The 14,377-nt window shown below is 44.6% G+C and carries 12 protein-coding genes; all 12 read right to left on the bottom strand.

Going from position 1 to position 14,377, the window contains the following annotated elements:
* Positions 1–15: 15 nt before the first annotated feature.
* The 12 genes from HUE98_RS00120 to HUE98_RS00070 all read right to left on the bottom strand — a co-directional run bounded on the left by HUE98_RS00120 (position 16) and on the right by HUE98_RS00070 (position 14,370).
* A complete protein-coding gene (locus HUE98_RS00120) occupies positions 16–1,977 on the bottom strand; it encodes a GerMN domain-containing protein (protein ID WP_241421894.1) in 1,962 nt (653 codons plus the stop codon).
* Positions 1,978–2,185: 208 nt separating this feature from the next.
* Positions 2,186–3,988, bottom strand: coding sequence for an ATP-binding protein (locus HUE98_RS00115; RefSeq protein WP_241421893.1), 1,803 nt, complete (start codon positions 3,986–3,988; stop codon positions 2,186–2,188).
* Positions 3,988–4,677 carry a response regulator transcription factor gene (locus tag HUE98_RS00110; RefSeq protein WP_241421892.1) on the bottom strand — a complete coding sequence of 230 codons (690 nt, stop codon included), beginning with the start codon at positions 4,675–4,677 and terminating at the stop codon, positions 3,988–3,990. The genes HUE98_RS00115 and HUE98_RS00110 overlap by 1 nt, the downstream gene beginning before the upstream one ends.
* 81 nt (positions 4,678–4,758) lie before the next feature.
* Positions 4,759–5,382 (bottom strand): uracil-DNA glycosylase, encoded by a 624-nt coding sequence (locus HUE98_RS00105; RefSeq protein WP_241421891.1) that lies wholly within the window; start codon positions 5,380–5,382, stop codon positions 4,759–4,761.
* A gap of 330 nt (positions 5,383–5,712) precedes the next feature.
* Positions 5,713–6,294, bottom strand: a complete 582-nt coding sequence (pdxT, locus tag HUE98_RS00100; protein ID WP_277623692.1) for a pyridoxal 5'-phosphate synthase glutaminase subunit PdxT — start codon at positions 6,292–6,294, stop codon at positions 5,713–5,715.
* Between the two features lie 12 nt (positions 6,295–6,306).
* Positions 6,307–7,191 (bottom strand): pyridoxal 5'-phosphate synthase lyase subunit PdxS, encoded by an 885-nt coding sequence (gene pdxS, locus HUE98_RS00095; protein ID WP_241421890.1) that lies wholly within the window; start codon positions 7,189–7,191, stop codon positions 6,307–6,309.
* Between the two features lie 96 nt (positions 7,192–7,287).
* Positions 7,288–8,382 carry a D-alanine--D-alanine ligase gene (locus HUE98_RS00090; protein WP_241421889.1) on the bottom strand — a complete coding sequence of 365 codons (1,095 nt, stop codon included), beginning with the start codon at positions 8,380–8,382 and terminating at the stop codon, positions 7,288–7,290.
* A 209-nt stretch (positions 8,383–8,591) separates the two neighbouring features.
* The gene (fusA, locus tag HUE98_RS00085; protein WP_241421888.1) at positions 8,592–10,667 is read right to left on the bottom strand and encodes an elongation factor G; all 2,076 of its coding nucleotides are present in this window, start codon (positions 10,665–10,667) and stop codon (positions 8,592–8,594) included.
* Positions 10,668–10,707: 40 nt separating this feature from the next.
* Complete coding sequence (locus tag HUE98_RS17530) at positions 10,708–10,833, bottom strand: RCKP-type rubredoxin-like domain-containing protein (protein ID WP_277623691.1); 126 nt, start codon at positions 10,831–10,833, stop codon at positions 10,708–10,710.
* 251 nt (positions 10,834–11,084) lie between these two features.
* Complete coding sequence (leuD, locus tag HUE98_RS00080; RefSeq protein WP_241421887.1) at positions 11,085–11,588, bottom strand: 3-isopropylmalate dehydratase small subunit; 504 nt, start codon at positions 11,586–11,588, stop codon at positions 11,085–11,087.
* Positions 11,589–12,851 (bottom strand): 3-isopropylmalate dehydratase large subunit, encoded by a 1,263-nt coding sequence (gene leuC, locus HUE98_RS00075; protein ID WP_241421886.1) that lies wholly within the window; start codon positions 12,849–12,851, stop codon positions 11,589–11,591.
* Positions 12,832–14,370 carry a 2-isopropylmalate synthase gene (locus HUE98_RS00070; protein WP_241421885.1) on the bottom strand — a complete coding sequence of 513 codons (1,539 nt, stop codon included), beginning with the start codon at positions 14,368–14,370 and terminating at the stop codon, positions 12,832–12,834. Before HUE98_RS00070 ends, leuC begins: the two co-directional genes overlap by 20 nt.
* Positions 14,371–14,377: the final 7 nt, after the last annotated feature.

Raw genomic sequence — 14,377 nt, 5'->3', positions numbered from 1 at the left:
AAGACTCTAAAAAGCTTATTCTTCAGGATTAATATAAATAGGAGTCTCCTGGGGTTCAACAAGATAGCCAAACCCCCGGGGAGTTATTGTCTCCCCTTCAACCAAAAACTGCACCTTATTCTGTTTTATATTGCTGGTAAGGGTAATAATTAGTCCGTCAATTACCACCTGGGCCCGAGCACTCAATTGAGGATCCTCTGGAGACTCAAAAAGCGATAAAAAATTCCGGCTCAAATCCAGGGTTATCATATCCCCGTTTATCTGGGCATCTATAATTTCTACGTTACAAGGAATAAAACTGCCTGCCTCTTGAAAATATTTTTGACTTAAAAAATATGCAGGGTTTATACTATCCAGAGAGGGTTGAATCTCCCAGGGAACCAGATAGTACCGGAAACCGGAACGATAAGGAATGTATAAAAGGGGTGTCTGTTTATTGACCATTGAACGGCTGAACTCCCCTCCTATATAGACCTCTGGGTCCCCAAAAAAATCACTTTCTTGACCCTCCACTAAAAACCTTATATTATGGACTGTTGGGAATTGAAAAGCAGTGTGCAGTATGGATTGTATAATCCCCATGCTCCGGGTGGATCCGGTAATCTTTTCTAATTCCTGGGGCAGGTCCACCAGCACTGTCCCCCCGTCTATATCTATCCCAACATCTATTCCTTTAGGTAGTGTCCTCATCAAATAACTTCTTTCCTTAGGACCTTTTACAAGTTCTTCTAAGGCTGTGCGCAGCAAATTATTGGCCTTCTTTACATCCCGGGTCACCGGGATAAAAACCAGAGCATTTTCGTCATAAAAGAAAAGGTTTATGCGAGTTCCGTTCTCCTCCAGTGACTCCCGCCGGTCAGCAGAGGTGTAATAAACAACCTCTTCTTTTTCATTGGCCACATATTCCCCTACGGTTTCCCTGTTCAGGTTCAAAACATATATGTTGCCGTCATCACACCCTAAAACCAAAAAACCCCCATCATCGCTCAAGGCAATTTTCACTGCCCGGCTTCCCGCCTCAATTTCCCGCCTCAACCTTCCCCTGACATCGAAAACACTGACTAATGTCAGATCCTCACTATAATGTCTCCAGGAGGTGACCACAACCCTTTGGCCATCTGCAGACAAGGCAACGACAGAATCATCCCTGATTTTCTGCTTCCACAAAAGGTTTCCCTCTATATCCAGGTAGAATAAATTATCACTGCCTCCGCCAAAATGGTTATATGCCAGGATGTAACGGTTATTCTGAGATAGTTCAATCTGAGTTACCGGCAGATCTAGATCCCGATTCCACAACATTTCTCCATCACTACTAAATAAATAGATACTTTTATCGGCCAGGGCCGTTATATACCTGCCGTCATCGGACAGTTGGGCAACCTGGAAACCCTCTTTTTGCCAAAGCAGCTCCCCCTGCGAACCATATAAAATTATCTTATAAATCCCATCCTGCACTACCTGAAGCAAACATTTTTCCCCTTTAGATTCTATCTCAGCGGAAATAAGTCCAAAAATCTCTTCCGACCAAAGGATCCTGCCCTGCTGATCCATAAGCATAACCGTATTCCCCACTTCTTCCTGGGAACCATTGGACATTACCATAATTCGGCTTCCATCATCAGAAATGTCCATTTTACTTACGGGAAAACCTATATTTTTTTCCACTACCAGGCGATTATCAATAAAAATTGATACTTTACCCGTTTCATCCCCGGAGGCCATAACCGCTCCACAGCAGGAAAAAACCGTAGAAACCTGATATTGGTCGAAATTGTTCTCCCATAAGAGCTTACCTTCTCCATCCAATAGTATAGCTCTCTCCCGCAGGCTCACCAGGACCCTTCGTCCATCACTGGTTATATTCACATCATTTATATTTACATTATGATGGTTTAAAACTGAGAACCTGCCTTCCAACACCTTCTCCATGTCAGCTTTTTCATCGGCATAAAGAGGTTCTACCGGCCTTCCCACCGCATCCTTTTTAGTAGGGGCAAAAGCACATCCCGCAACTATTAAGCCGATTAAAATAAAAATACTTCATCTTTTTATAGCTCCCCATCTTTGGTTATTCCTCCTGTTAAAGAGTTTAACCGTTACTCTTTATAATTCCTTTTACAGAAGCTTAATTTTAAATAATACCCCTGTTAATTTTTTAACATATTTATGTCCATTCCTCTATCTACTCTGAAGGTGATCCTTCAGAAAACTGAACCTTGGGAAGAGTAAAAACAAAGGTTGAGCCGTATCCCGGCTCACTTTCCACCCATATTTTCCCTCCATGGGCTGTAATGATTTCATAGCTGATAGCCAACCCCAGGCCGGTACCCCCCATTTCCCTTGACCGGGCTTTATCTACCCGGTAAAACCTTTCAAAAATTCGAACCTGGTCCTCCAGGGGAATGCCTGGCCCTGTATCTTTTACCTTGACCGATATTTCATCCCCCAGGTCCTGGGCTTCCACTCTGATCCATCCACCCTGGGGAGTGTACTTAATAGCATTATCCAACAAATTAATAAAAACCCTTTCTATCTGATCCTGATTCATTTCCATGGGAACCAGTCCCGGAATTTCCCAGGTCAGCTCCTGCTGATTCCTCTCTGCCCGGGGATACATCCGAACCAAAACCTCTTCAAACAGCTGCCTGGGATCACTTTTCTGGGTACCCCTTCTGCCCTTCAGGGAATCCATGCGGGTTAAATCCAAAATATCGGTGACTAAAGCCGACAACCTTTCTATTTCCACATCCATGTCCTTTAGAAAATCCTTCTCCTCTTCCCGGGTCAAATCGTACTCCAGCATTGTTTTTACAATAATATTCACTGAAGATAAAGGCGTTCGTAATTCATGGGAAACATCCGCCACAAACTCCCTCTGCTTCTTTTCCAACATCTTTTCTGCCGTTATATTCTGAAGCACTGCCACGGATCCGAAGAACTCCTGCTTCTCCCCAAGCAGGGGGCTGACCACCAGCTTATAAAGTTGTTTTTCTACTTCAACTTCACAAGTCTCTTCTTTTTTTGAACGCCAGACCCTTTCAAAACTTTCTTTAATTTCTGCCGGGCCGGGCACCTCTTTTAACGGCCTTCCCATATATTCTCCCGATTTAATAGAAAATATTTCTTCAGCCACCGGGTTGACCAATATCAGGCTGCCTTCTTTGTCCACCGCGAAAACACCGTCCACCATATTAGATAAAATAGTGGAAAGTTTATTGCTTTCCGTAGATACCTCCTGTATGGTATTTTCCAGACGGCGGGTCATCTCCTGTAACTTGGAAGCCATAATATTAAATTGTTGAGTTAAAATACCCACTTCATCCTTTTTAATGACTTTAATTTGCTGTTCCAGATTCCCCTGGGCAATCTGGCTGGCCGCTGCCGTAAGGGCATAGATAGGTTTTGTTATTTTTTTGGCAAAAATAGCCCCTAAGATCCCTACAAAAACTAATGCGATTGCCATGGTGGAAAGCAATATTCGATTAATATCTGTCAATATTTCGTATATAGGATCCAGCGAGGAGGAAACAAAGACAGCCCCCTGGGGAATGTTTTCACTGAACACCGGGACTGCCACCTGCATAACCCACTGACTGGTTATAGAGCTCTTTTGGATACTATAGCCTACTCCCTCTTCCCAGGCCTGCTCAATTTCCCCTCGATCCAAAAGGCTGCCGATAAAGCCTTCCACCCGAACCGAATCCCCTACCACAATCTTGTTATTATTAACAATAATTACCCTGGCACCTACCTGCCGGCTGAAATCCTCCGCCAGATTGCTCAAAGCAACGTAATTGGAACCCTCCTTCAAATAACTCTCAGAAAAATTAGCCACCAGTCGTCCGGTTCTGGTTAGAACCTCCTTTTGGTAGTCCAAATAATACTGCTCCAGCAAATTAAGCAAAAAAGTATTTATTATTAAAGTAACGGCAAATATTAAAATAAGATAAGTTACAGTTAATTTGCTGCGTATACTTTGAAACACTAACGACCCTCCCTGAATTTATAACCGGTCCCCCAAACTGTTAAGATGTAGCGAGGATTCGAGGGGTCCGATTCCAACTTTTCCCTCAGGTGACGGATATGAACATCTACGGTCCGGGCATCGCCATAATAATTATACCCCCAAATTTGCTCCAGCAGTTGTTCCCGGGGAAAAACTCTACCGGGGTTGCTGGCTAATATATTTAATAAAGCAAATTCTTTGGAGGTAAGATCCACCTCATTTTCCTTAACCCTTACTTTGTGCTGATACAGATCAATCTGAAGATCCTGAATTTTAATCAAATTTTTTAAAGAAGTACCTTGAGATTCAGTGCGGCGGAAAATTGCCTTTACCCGGGCCAATAGTTCTCTGGGATTAAAAGGTTTGGTGATATAATCATCGGCTCCCAGTTCCAACCCCAATATTTTGTCTATATCGTCTCCCTTGGCTGTAAGCATAATGATGGGTATATCCAGGCTTTTTCTAACCCTGCGGCAAACTTCAAACCCATCCACGCCTGGAAGCATAAGGTCTAGAATAATCAAATCCGGATTTTCCGTTTCCACTAATTGTAAAGCTTCTTCTCCATCAAAAGCAGGTATTACCTGATATCCTTCTTTCTCCAGGTTAAAGGTAAGTGCTTTGACTAAAGTCTTTTCATCATCAACCAGCAGTACTTTTTTGCTCATGGAACCACCCTCTCTCGTATAATCAAAAAAAACTAAATATCATTAACATATACTAACTAGAAAATATCAAATAGAGCCAATTTATTCTGTTACAGCTTTATATTCTCTTTCTACCTCCTGAAAATCCTGCTGCACCAACTTCTTTTTTTGAGGATCTCTAAGCAGATATGCAGGATGAAAGGTGGGCATTATCCTAAAACTTTCCTGATTCACCCACTTACCTCGAATCTTACTAATCTGAGCCTTGGGGTAAATTAACGTTTTGGAGGCCATAGCCCCCAGGCACACAACAATTTTGGGACCAATAATATTTATTTGTCCCTGTAAATAAGGAAGACAAGCCTTTATCTCCTCAGGCAGAGGGTTTCGATTATTGGGTGGTCTGCATTTAACCACATTGGCAATATAAACCTCTGGCCTTGAAAACCCTGCCATCTCCAGAATACTGTCCAAAAGTTTGCCGGCTCGTCCCACAAAGGGCCTCCCCAGCTTGTCCTCTTCTCTTCCAGGGGCCTCCCCCACCAGCATCAACTGTGCTTCCGGATTACCCTCCCCAAAGACCACCCGGCTGCAGCTCTCCCATAAAGCACACCTTCTACAGCCTGAAACCTTTTCCTGCCACAGCTCAAGGGCTTGAGTCTTAGAAATTTCATCACTTTCTTTATTATCTACTTCCAGACAATTAAACAGATCTCCCGGCTTCAATTATATACCCCCTGGTATTAAAATCTTTCTGCATTATGTTTTAATTTTATCATATACAAATTTTTTTTAATATGCTCTTAAAACATGCCCTGGTTTTTTATAAAAAGTAAGAGGTGTTTCATAATAAAAACCTGTGTAAATTTATCCTTTAGACATAAATTTACACAGGTTTGACCACAGTTACTCATAAAAAAAATTAGTGCAGCTTATTATCTCTTTTTTTTAGGGTATAAGACCCCCACCTCTAAGCGTTAGCGTAGGTAGAGCTTATAATCAGGTGGAGTAGAGTCTCCACCTGATTCCCCGATTTTAAAGCTTGCTGAAACCAGTTCACTCCATTTCTCCAGGCTTTTCCGCCATGGCAATTAAGTATCGATGGAAGCGTTCATCCTGCGTAAGCTCCGGATGAAAAGAGGTAACCAGCAAATTCCCCTGCCGGGCTGCCACAACGTTATCCTGGAAACGGCACAGTACCTCTACCTCCGGCCCGGTCCAAGAGACGTATGGAGCCCTGATAAAAACAGCAGTAAAGGGTTCGTCCCCCAGATCAGGCACATTTAAATCAGCTTCAAAACTGTCCTTTTGACGTCCAAAAGCGTTTCGCACCACCCGAAGGTTCATCAATCCCAAGTGGGGGTTCTCTCCCTCAATTTCTCCGGCTAAAAGAATCATACCGGCACAAGTTCCATAAATGGGTGTTCCCTCTTCCGCCATTTTAATAATGTCCTTATCCAGGCCGAAATTTCTAACCAATCTGCCAATGGTAGTGCTTTCTCCACCAGGAATTATCAAAGCATCTAGATTGGAAAGGTCATCCTGCCTCTTAACTGAAACCCCTTCCACTCCGCATTTTTCCAGCATATTAATATGTTCTGAGACCGCACCTTGTACTGCTAGAACTCCTACTCTCACCTTTTGTCCTCCCTACCAGCCCCGCAGCTGCATCCTATCTTCTTCTTTCAGAGTAGCCACATCAATACCCGGCATAGCCTCTCCCAGACCTTTGGATACCCGGGCCAGCATTTCTGGATCATCATAGTTTAAAGTGGCCTCCACTATAGCTTTAGCCATAGTTTCAGGGTCCCGGGCTTTAAATATCCCAGAGCCTACAAACACCCCATCGGCCCCTAAATGCATCATTAAAGCTGCATCTGCAGGAGTAGCAACTCCACCGGCCGCAAAGTTCACCACCGGCAGCCTGCCCAGCTTCCTTACTTCCTTCAACAGTTCCAAGGGTGCTCCCAGATTTTTTGCTTCAGCAGCCAGTTCATCCTCCCGCATGCTGCCCAACCTTTGAATCTGTGACATAACCATCCTCATATGCCTGACCGCTTCCACTACATTGCCTGTCCCCGGTTCTCCCTTGGTTCTCACCATAGCAGCCCCTTCTGAAATCCTCCGCAGCGCCTCACCTAAATCCCGGCAGCCACAAACGAATGGCACCGTAAACGAGTGCTTATCAATATGGAAATATTCATCCGCCGGAGTTAAAACTTCACTCTCATCAATATAGTCAACTCCCAAGGCTTCTAATATTTTAGCCTCTACGAAATGTCCTATTCTAGCTTTGGCCATCACCGGAATAGTTACCACTTCCATAATTTTTTCAACAATCTCCGGGTCCGCCATGCGGGCAACTCCACCTACAGCCCTAATATCTGCAGGAACTCTTTCCAGAGCCATTACTGCCACGGCCCCTGCTTCCTGGGCAATCTTAGCCTGTTCTGGGGTAGTAACATCCATAATTACTCCGCCCTTCTGCATTTCCGCCAGGCCCTTTTTAAGTCTGAAGGTTCCTCTTTCCACCATATCTAATCCCTTCTTTCTCCGCTAATTACTCCAATTAATTTTACTACAAGGCAGGTTAAATAACAAGATTTAGGTATCTTATTTTTTTAATATGGTCTAAAAGATGGTTTTTAATTCCGCCTTTTCCTCAAACCTTTCCAAAGCCAGATCAATAAGACGTTCCAAGAGGCCCGAATAGCTTAAGCCTGTTGCTTCCCAAAGCTTTGGATACATACTAATCTGCGTAAACCCGGGGATCGTATTAATTTCATTGACCAACACCGTCTCTTTTTGGGGATCAACAAAAAAATCCACCCGCCCCATACCGGACCCGTCTATTGCCTTAAATACCTTCACTGCCAGGCTTTGCACCTCTTTGGTGAGCTTTTCTCCCAAATCCGCCGGAATAATAAGCTCTGAACGGTTATCTACATATTTAGCATGATAGTCATAAAAATCATTACTGGGAATAATTTCACCGGGCACCGAAGCCTCTGGATCATCGTTTCCCAAAACACTAACTTCAATTTCTTTCCCTTGAAGGTGCTCCTCTACCACAATTTTCCGATCGTACCGGGCCGCATCCTCAATTCCCAGAATCAATTTCTCCCGGTTGTTGGCCTTAGAAATGCCTACGCTGGAGCCCAGATTGGCCGGCTTAATAAAACACGGATACCCCAGTACCTCTTCAATTTCTTTGATGATTCTTTCTTGGTTTTCTGTCCATTCTTTCTTTAAAAAATACAAGTACTTACCTACCGGAAGGCCACAGCGCTCAAACAGCATCTTCATCACCACTTTATCCATCCCGGCACTGGCAGCCAAAACCCCGGGGCCCACGTATGGAATTCCTGCCAGCTCCAAAAGGCCTTGGACTGTCCCGTCCTCTCCATTGGTCCCGTGCAATACCGGGAAAACCACCTGTAGTTTCTCAATTTTCCCCAGAACCGTCGGCTCCTCAATAGATATCATTCCCCCAACTCCCGGGTCAGGAACTATGGCCACGGGATAATTCTCTCCGGGAATATCTCCTGTGGCCAGGGCCTCCATGGGGTCAGCCCCCGCCAACCATGTCCCTTCTTTTGTAATACCTATGGGAACAATATCATATTTTGTCTTATCCAGAGCATCCATCACTGAACGGGCAGATTTTAAAGAAACCTCATGCTCACCGGACCGGCCGCCAAATAATACACCCACTCTTAACCTCATACCAGCTCACCCCCAAAATTCATATATATATATATAAAATCTATGGTTATATGCAAAAACATATGCTGTATCTAAAATTTTTAATTTCATTTATTTTAATATAAACTAAAAAGACACGGAATAAACCTCGCATTATCATTAAAAATAAAAAATAATACCCGCCCTTAAGGCCGTATTCTTGCGGCCTCTCCGGCGGGTATACATTAGCCTTATTCCTGTTCCTCCTGAGCCGCCTCAATAACTTTTTGAGCTATATGGTCCGGCACCTCTTCATAACGATTGAAATGCATGCTAAAGGATCCACGGCCCTGGGTCATGGACCGTAAATCAATGGAATAACGGAACATTTCTGATAAGGGCACATGAGCCCGAATCATTTGTCCTCCCTCCAGAGGTTCAGTACCTAAAATTCTTCCCCGTTTAGAGTTCATATCTCCCATAATATCTCCCATGAAAGCATCTGGCACCGTTATTTCCACTTCCATGATAGGCTCTAAAAGAACCGGGTTAGCTTTTTCAAAGGCTTTTTTAAAAGCCATGGAAGCTGCAATTTTAAAAGCCATTTCCGAAGAATCTACCGTATGATAAGAACCATCGTATAAAGTAGTTCTCACGTTTACCACAGGGTTCTTAGCCAGAATGCCTTCCTCCATAGCCTCCCGGATCCCTTTCTCAACCGCCGGTATATACTGCCTGGGAACAGAACCACCAAAAATTTTATCTACAAACTCGAACTCCTCCTCCGATGGCTCCAGCTCTATCCACACATGTCCAAACTGTCCACGGCCTCCGGACTGCTTCTTGTGTTTTCCTTCCACCTTAACCGATGTTCGAATAGTCTCTTTATAAGGAATCTTGGGAGTGGAAAGATCCACCTCCACACCAAATTTTTTAGAAAGCCGATTGCAGACAATGTCCAGCTGAAGCTCACCAATACCCCAAAGCAGTGTCTGTTTGGTATCTGTCTTTTTCTCCACTTCCAGGGTGGGGTCTTCATCTAAAAACCTAGTCAAGCCCGCAAACACCTTCTCCTCTTCCCCCTTGGCCTTAGCCTTAACCGCATAGGATATAACCGGTTTTGGGAAAGTGATGGGACTAAAAACTATAGGGTTAGCCTTATTACACAGCGTATCTCCGGTGGTAGTTTCCGACAGTTTAGCCACCGCGGCAATATCCCCGGCCACTGCTTCACTGATATTAATCTGGGTTTTGCCCCTCATCAAAAATACCTGCCCGAAACGTTCCATCTTATCCTTGTTGGAATTGTACACTTGGGAATCAGACTGCATCTTTCCAGAATAAACCTTGAAAAAGTTAATTCTACCTACATATGGATCCGCCAGGGTTTTATAGACCAGAGCGGAAAGAGGTTCCTCCGCACTTACTTTTCGGGTGATTTCCTCCTCTTCACTACCGGGAACAAATCCCTTTACTTCGCCCACCTCTGCAGGAGAAGGCAGACAACTGTTGATTAAATCCAGCAGGGGCTGGCTTCCAATATTGCTGGTATAAGAACCGCATACAACGGGGATAACCTTACTTTCCATTACGCCTTTCTTCAAGCCCTCCTGAATTTCCTTCTGAGACAAAGGCTCACCATCTAGATATTTTAATAATAGTTCGTCATCGGCTTCAGCCACGGTCTCCATCATCATTTCCCTGTAGCTCTCCACCTGGTCCATCAAATCTTCAGGAATTTCCTCTTCCGTAACCTTCTTCCCTTCTTCATTAAAAATCAGGGCCTTCATATTAATCAGGTCCACTACCCCTTTAAAGGAACTCTCCTGTCCAATGGGGGCCTGCACAGGTATTACCCCCAGGCCAAAAAACTCCCGTAACTGTTCCAGGGTCTGATTGAAGTTAGCGTTTTCCCGTTCCATCTTGTTCATGACCACCAGGCGGGGCAGCTTATAATCATTAGCCAGGCCCCAAACCTTCTCAGTACCAACCTCTACTCCAGAGGCAGCACAAACCACTACAATGCAAGAATCCGCAACCCTTAGGGCTGCCTGTACTTCCCCCACAAAGTCAAAATAACCGGGAGTATCCAGCAAATTAATTTTAGTATTTTTCCACTCCACAGGGGCTAAGGTGGCACTCAAACTCATCTGACGCTTAATCTCATCGGGGTCAAAATCACTGGTGGTGGTCCCGTTATCCACCCGGCCCAGTCGGTTTACCGCTTCGGAGGTGAACAGCAGAGCTTCGGTAAGTGAGGTCTTTCCGGCTCCCCCGTGGGAAATCAGCGCCACATTTCTAATATCCTTGGTTTGATAAGTTTTCATATAATTCCTCCTTTAGTTACCAAACAAAAGTGAACTTAACCTATTTGGTTTCTTTGTCATCCTGCTTCTTTTCAAACTCTGTCTTCTCCTCACACTTAGGGCACTTTTTAGGTTTACAGCGGGCTTCCCTCTCACAGCCACACTGAGTACAGATCCAAAAAGCCATTCTCAACTGACCTCCTTATATTAACTCTTGAGCAATTTAATTTTCTGCCTGCTTCACCGGTAACTACATGCTTATACAGCCGCAATTACCTCATAGGATAAAAGCATTCAGTGTATCACTTTTATATCATATCATATTCTTCTCTATAATTCTAAAAGCATCTGCAGCTGCTTTTAGAATTATAATTATAACTCAATTGACAACGGAAAAAATTTTTTCAGTAATTACAGACAGCTTAAAAATCAAGAAAATCAACTATTTACCGAACGCTGCTTCTTTACATAGCTTATCAGGCCTCCGGCAGATATAATTTCCTGCATAAATTCCGGAAAAGGCGCTGAATAATATTTTTCCCCTTTTGTTTCGTTTTTTATTAACCCTTTTTCCAAATCCACTAAAATAAGATCCCCTTGGGAGATACTCTCCGCCGCCTCCGGGGATTCCAGGATGGGCAGGCCAATATTAATAGCATTCCGGTAAAAAATCCGGGCAAAGGAGTCTGCAATAACACAAGAAATCCCTGCATACTTAATGGACAAAGGTGCATGCTCCCGGGAACTGCCGCATCCGAAATTTTTCCGAGCTACCATAATATCCCCACTGCTTATCTTATTAAAAAACTGGGGATCAGCATCCACCATACAATACTTGGCCAATTCATCAGGGTCTGAGGTACTTAAATAGCGGGCAGGAATAATTACATCGGTGTCCACATCATCTCCAAATTTCCAGGCTTTTCCTTTTAATTGAGTCATTTACAACACCTCCTCCGGAGCACTAATCTTCCCGGTTACCGCTGAAGCCGCAGCAACCGCCGGATTGCATAGATACACTTCGCTCTCAGGATGGCCCATACGCCCCACAAAGTTACGGTTAGTTGTGGCTAACGACCTTTCCCCCTTAGCCAAAACCCCCATATGACCGCCCAGGCAAGGGCCGCAGGTGGGAGTGCTCACCGCTGCTTCCGCTTCTATAAAGATATCCATAAGCCCTTCTTTCATAGCTTCCTGGTAAATCTTTTGAGTTCCCGGAATAATAATCAATCTTACCCTGGGATGAACTTTCTTATTCTTTAATAAACCGGCCGCCACCCTTAAGTCTTCCAGCCGACCGTTAGTGCAGGAGCCAATAACCACCTGATCCAGGGGAATCTCTCCCACCTCACTGATTCCCCGGGTATTCTCCGGAAGATGAGGGAAAGCCACCTGGGGTTCGATTTCCCCTACATTAAATTCAATTTCTTGGGCATAAACCGCATCCCCATCGCTGAACATCCCTCGATATTCCCTCTGAGCTCTGCCCTCCAGATATGCATAGGTTATTTCATCGGGTTCAATGATCCCGGCCTTAGCCCCGGCTTCAATGGCCATGTTGCACATGGACAAACGGCTGTCCATGCTCAAAGACCGTATCACAGGCCCTGTAAATTCCATACTCTGGTACAGCGCACCATCTACTCCAATTTGGCCGATAGTGTAAAGAATTAAATCTTTTCCGCTGACCCATTCATTTAATTCTCCCCGATACACAAATTTAATGCTGGAGGGAACTTTAAACCATGTCTCCCCCAAAGCCATGGCTGCTGCCATATCGGTACTGCCTATTCCGGTTGCCAAGGCCCCCAATGCACCATAAGTACAAGTATGAGAGTCAGCGCCAATAATAATTTCCCCAGGGAGAACTAACCCCGCCTCCGGCAAAAGAGCATGTTCAATTCCCATGCGGCCCACTTCAAAATAGTTTGTAATTCCCTGCTTTAGGGCAAACTCCTTCATCATCTTTACTTGTTCCGCCGAAGCAATATCCTTGTTTGGCGTAAAATGATCCGGCACCAACACAACTCTATCCGGATCAAAAACTTTATCAATCCCTATTTTGTTAAATTCCCGGATAGCCACCGGTGCGGTAATATCATTTCCTAAAATCAAATCCACTTTGGCTTTTACCAGCTCACCAGGTTTAACAATATCTTTCCCCGCATGGGCTGCAATAATTTTTTCAGCTGCGGTCATCCCCATAATGCCCACCTCTTTTCTTTACAATCTTGTTTAAAGCATTGATATAAGCCTTGGCACTGGCCTCCAGGATATCTGTGCTGATGCCTCTACCGCTGATAATAACCCCTTTATCCGTCAATCGAATATTGACCTCTCCCAGAGCATCCTTTCCACCGGTTACCGCTTTTATAGAATAGTCCAGGAGTTTTGTGTTCAACCCAATAATCCTGTCAATAGTACGGTAAATTGCGTCCACAGGACCTTCGCCACAGGCTGCTTCCTCTACTAATTTTCCATTCCACTCAATTCCAACGGTTGCAGTGGGTCTAAACTTGTTACCGGTAAAAATCTGAAAATATGAAAGTTTAAAAAATTCAGGAACCCGGTACAACTCCTCCTCAATGATTACTTCCATTTCCTGCTCTGAAAGGATCTGCTTTTTGTCCATCAATTCCTTTACCCTAATAAAGAGCTTTTCCAATTCCTTTTCTGAAGGCTCAAAACCCATTTCCTTCAGCTTTACCCGAAAAGCATGCCTTCCAGAATGTTTACCCAGCACAATAGCCCGGTTCATTATTCCAATAGACTCCGGCTTCATAATCTCATAGGTGGATTTCTCCTTTAAAACACCATCCTGATGAATACCAGATTCATGAGCAAAAGCATTTCGTCCCACAATAGATTTATTAGGCTGCACCAACATCCCTGTCAGCTTACTGACCAGGCGGCTGGTGCGGTAAATCTCTTTTTTTTCTATGTTGCTAGAAATATTGCCATAATAATCGGCACGGGTAGCCAGGGCCATAACCAGCTCTTCCACCGCAGTGTTCCCAGCCCTCTCCCCAATTCCATTAACCGTTGTCTCCACCTGGCCAACCCCGTTTTCCACCGCCGCCAGTGAATTGGCCAGGGCCAATCCCAAATCATTATGACAGTGGACACTTAACATTATTTTGTCGGTAGCGGGCACCTTCTCCTTAATCTTTCGAATCAAATCTCCAAACTGAGTGGGGGTTTGGTAGCCTACAGTATCAGGAATGTTTACTACCGAAGCCCCTGCCTTAATCACCCGCTCAATTACCCTGCATAAAAAATCCAGGTCAGACCGGCTGGCGTCCTCCGCGGAAAACTGTATATCCTCCACAAATTTCCTGGCATATTTTACCGAGGACTCCGCCATTTCCAGGACCTGCTCCCGGCTCTTACATAATTTGTATTTTAGATGAATATCTGAAGTAGCAATAAAAGTATGAATCCGGGGGTTTTTGCACCCCTCCAGGGCCTCCCGGGCAGCATCAATATCTCCCTGCCGGGTCCTGGCCAGTGCTGCAATCACCGGAGTCTTGATAGTCTGAACCACCATTTTAATAGCCTGCAGGTCACCGGCAGAGGTAGTAGGAAAACCGGCTTCAATCACATCTACCTTGAGTCTTTCCAGGTAACGGGCGATTTCCACCTTTTCCTCCGGACACAGATTGACCCCGGGGGATTGTTCTCCGTCCCGTAAGGTAGTGTCAAAAATTTGGATCACCCTGGGCATCCGTTTC

The sequence above is a fragment of the Candidatus Contubernalis alkalaceticus genome, from assembly GCF_022558445.1.
GTDB classification, from domain to species: Bacteria; Bacillota; Dethiobacteria; order SKNC01; family SKNC01; genus Contubernalis; species Contubernalis alkaliaceticus.
The sequence above is the reverse complement of the archived record's forward strand: the minus strand, read 5'-3'. Positions and strand labels throughout refer to the sequence as shown.

What these genes read in the sequence shown, in the direction of transcription:
- HUE98_RS00110 (WP_241421892.1), bottom strand. Translation starts at nt 4,677, where the DNA reads ATGAGCAAAAAAGTACTGCTGGTTGATGATGAAAAGACTTTAGTCAAA.
- pdxS (WP_241421890.1), bottom strand. Translation starts at nt 7,191, where the DNA reads ATGGTGGAAAGAGGAACCTTCAGACTTAAAAAGGGCCTGGCGGAAATG.
- HUE98_RS00090 (WP_241421889.1), bottom strand. Translation starts at nt 8,382, where the DNA reads ATGAGGTTAAGAGTGGGTGTATTATTTGGCGGCCGGTCCGGTGAGCAT.
- fusA (WP_241421888.1), bottom strand. Translation starts at nt 10,667, where the DNA reads ATGAAAACTTATCAAACCAAGGATATTAGAAATGTGGCGCTGATTTCC.
- HUE98_RS17530 (WP_277623691.1), bottom strand. Translation starts at nt 10,833, where the DNA reads ATGGCTTTTTGGATCTGTACTCAGTGTGGCTGTGAGAGGGAAGCCCGC.
- leuD (WP_241421887.1), bottom strand. Translation starts at nt 11,588, where the DNA reads ATGACTCAATTAAAAGGAAAAGCCTGGAAATTTGGAGATGATGTGGAC.
- leuC (WP_241421886.1), bottom strand. Translation starts at nt 12,851, where the DNA reads ATGGGGATGACCGCAGCTGAAAAAATTATTGCAGCCCATGCGGGGAAA.
- HUE98_RS00070 (WP_241421885.1), bottom strand. Translation starts at nt 14,370, where the DNA reads ATGCCCAGGGTGATCCAAATTTTTGACACTACCTTACGGGACGGAGAA.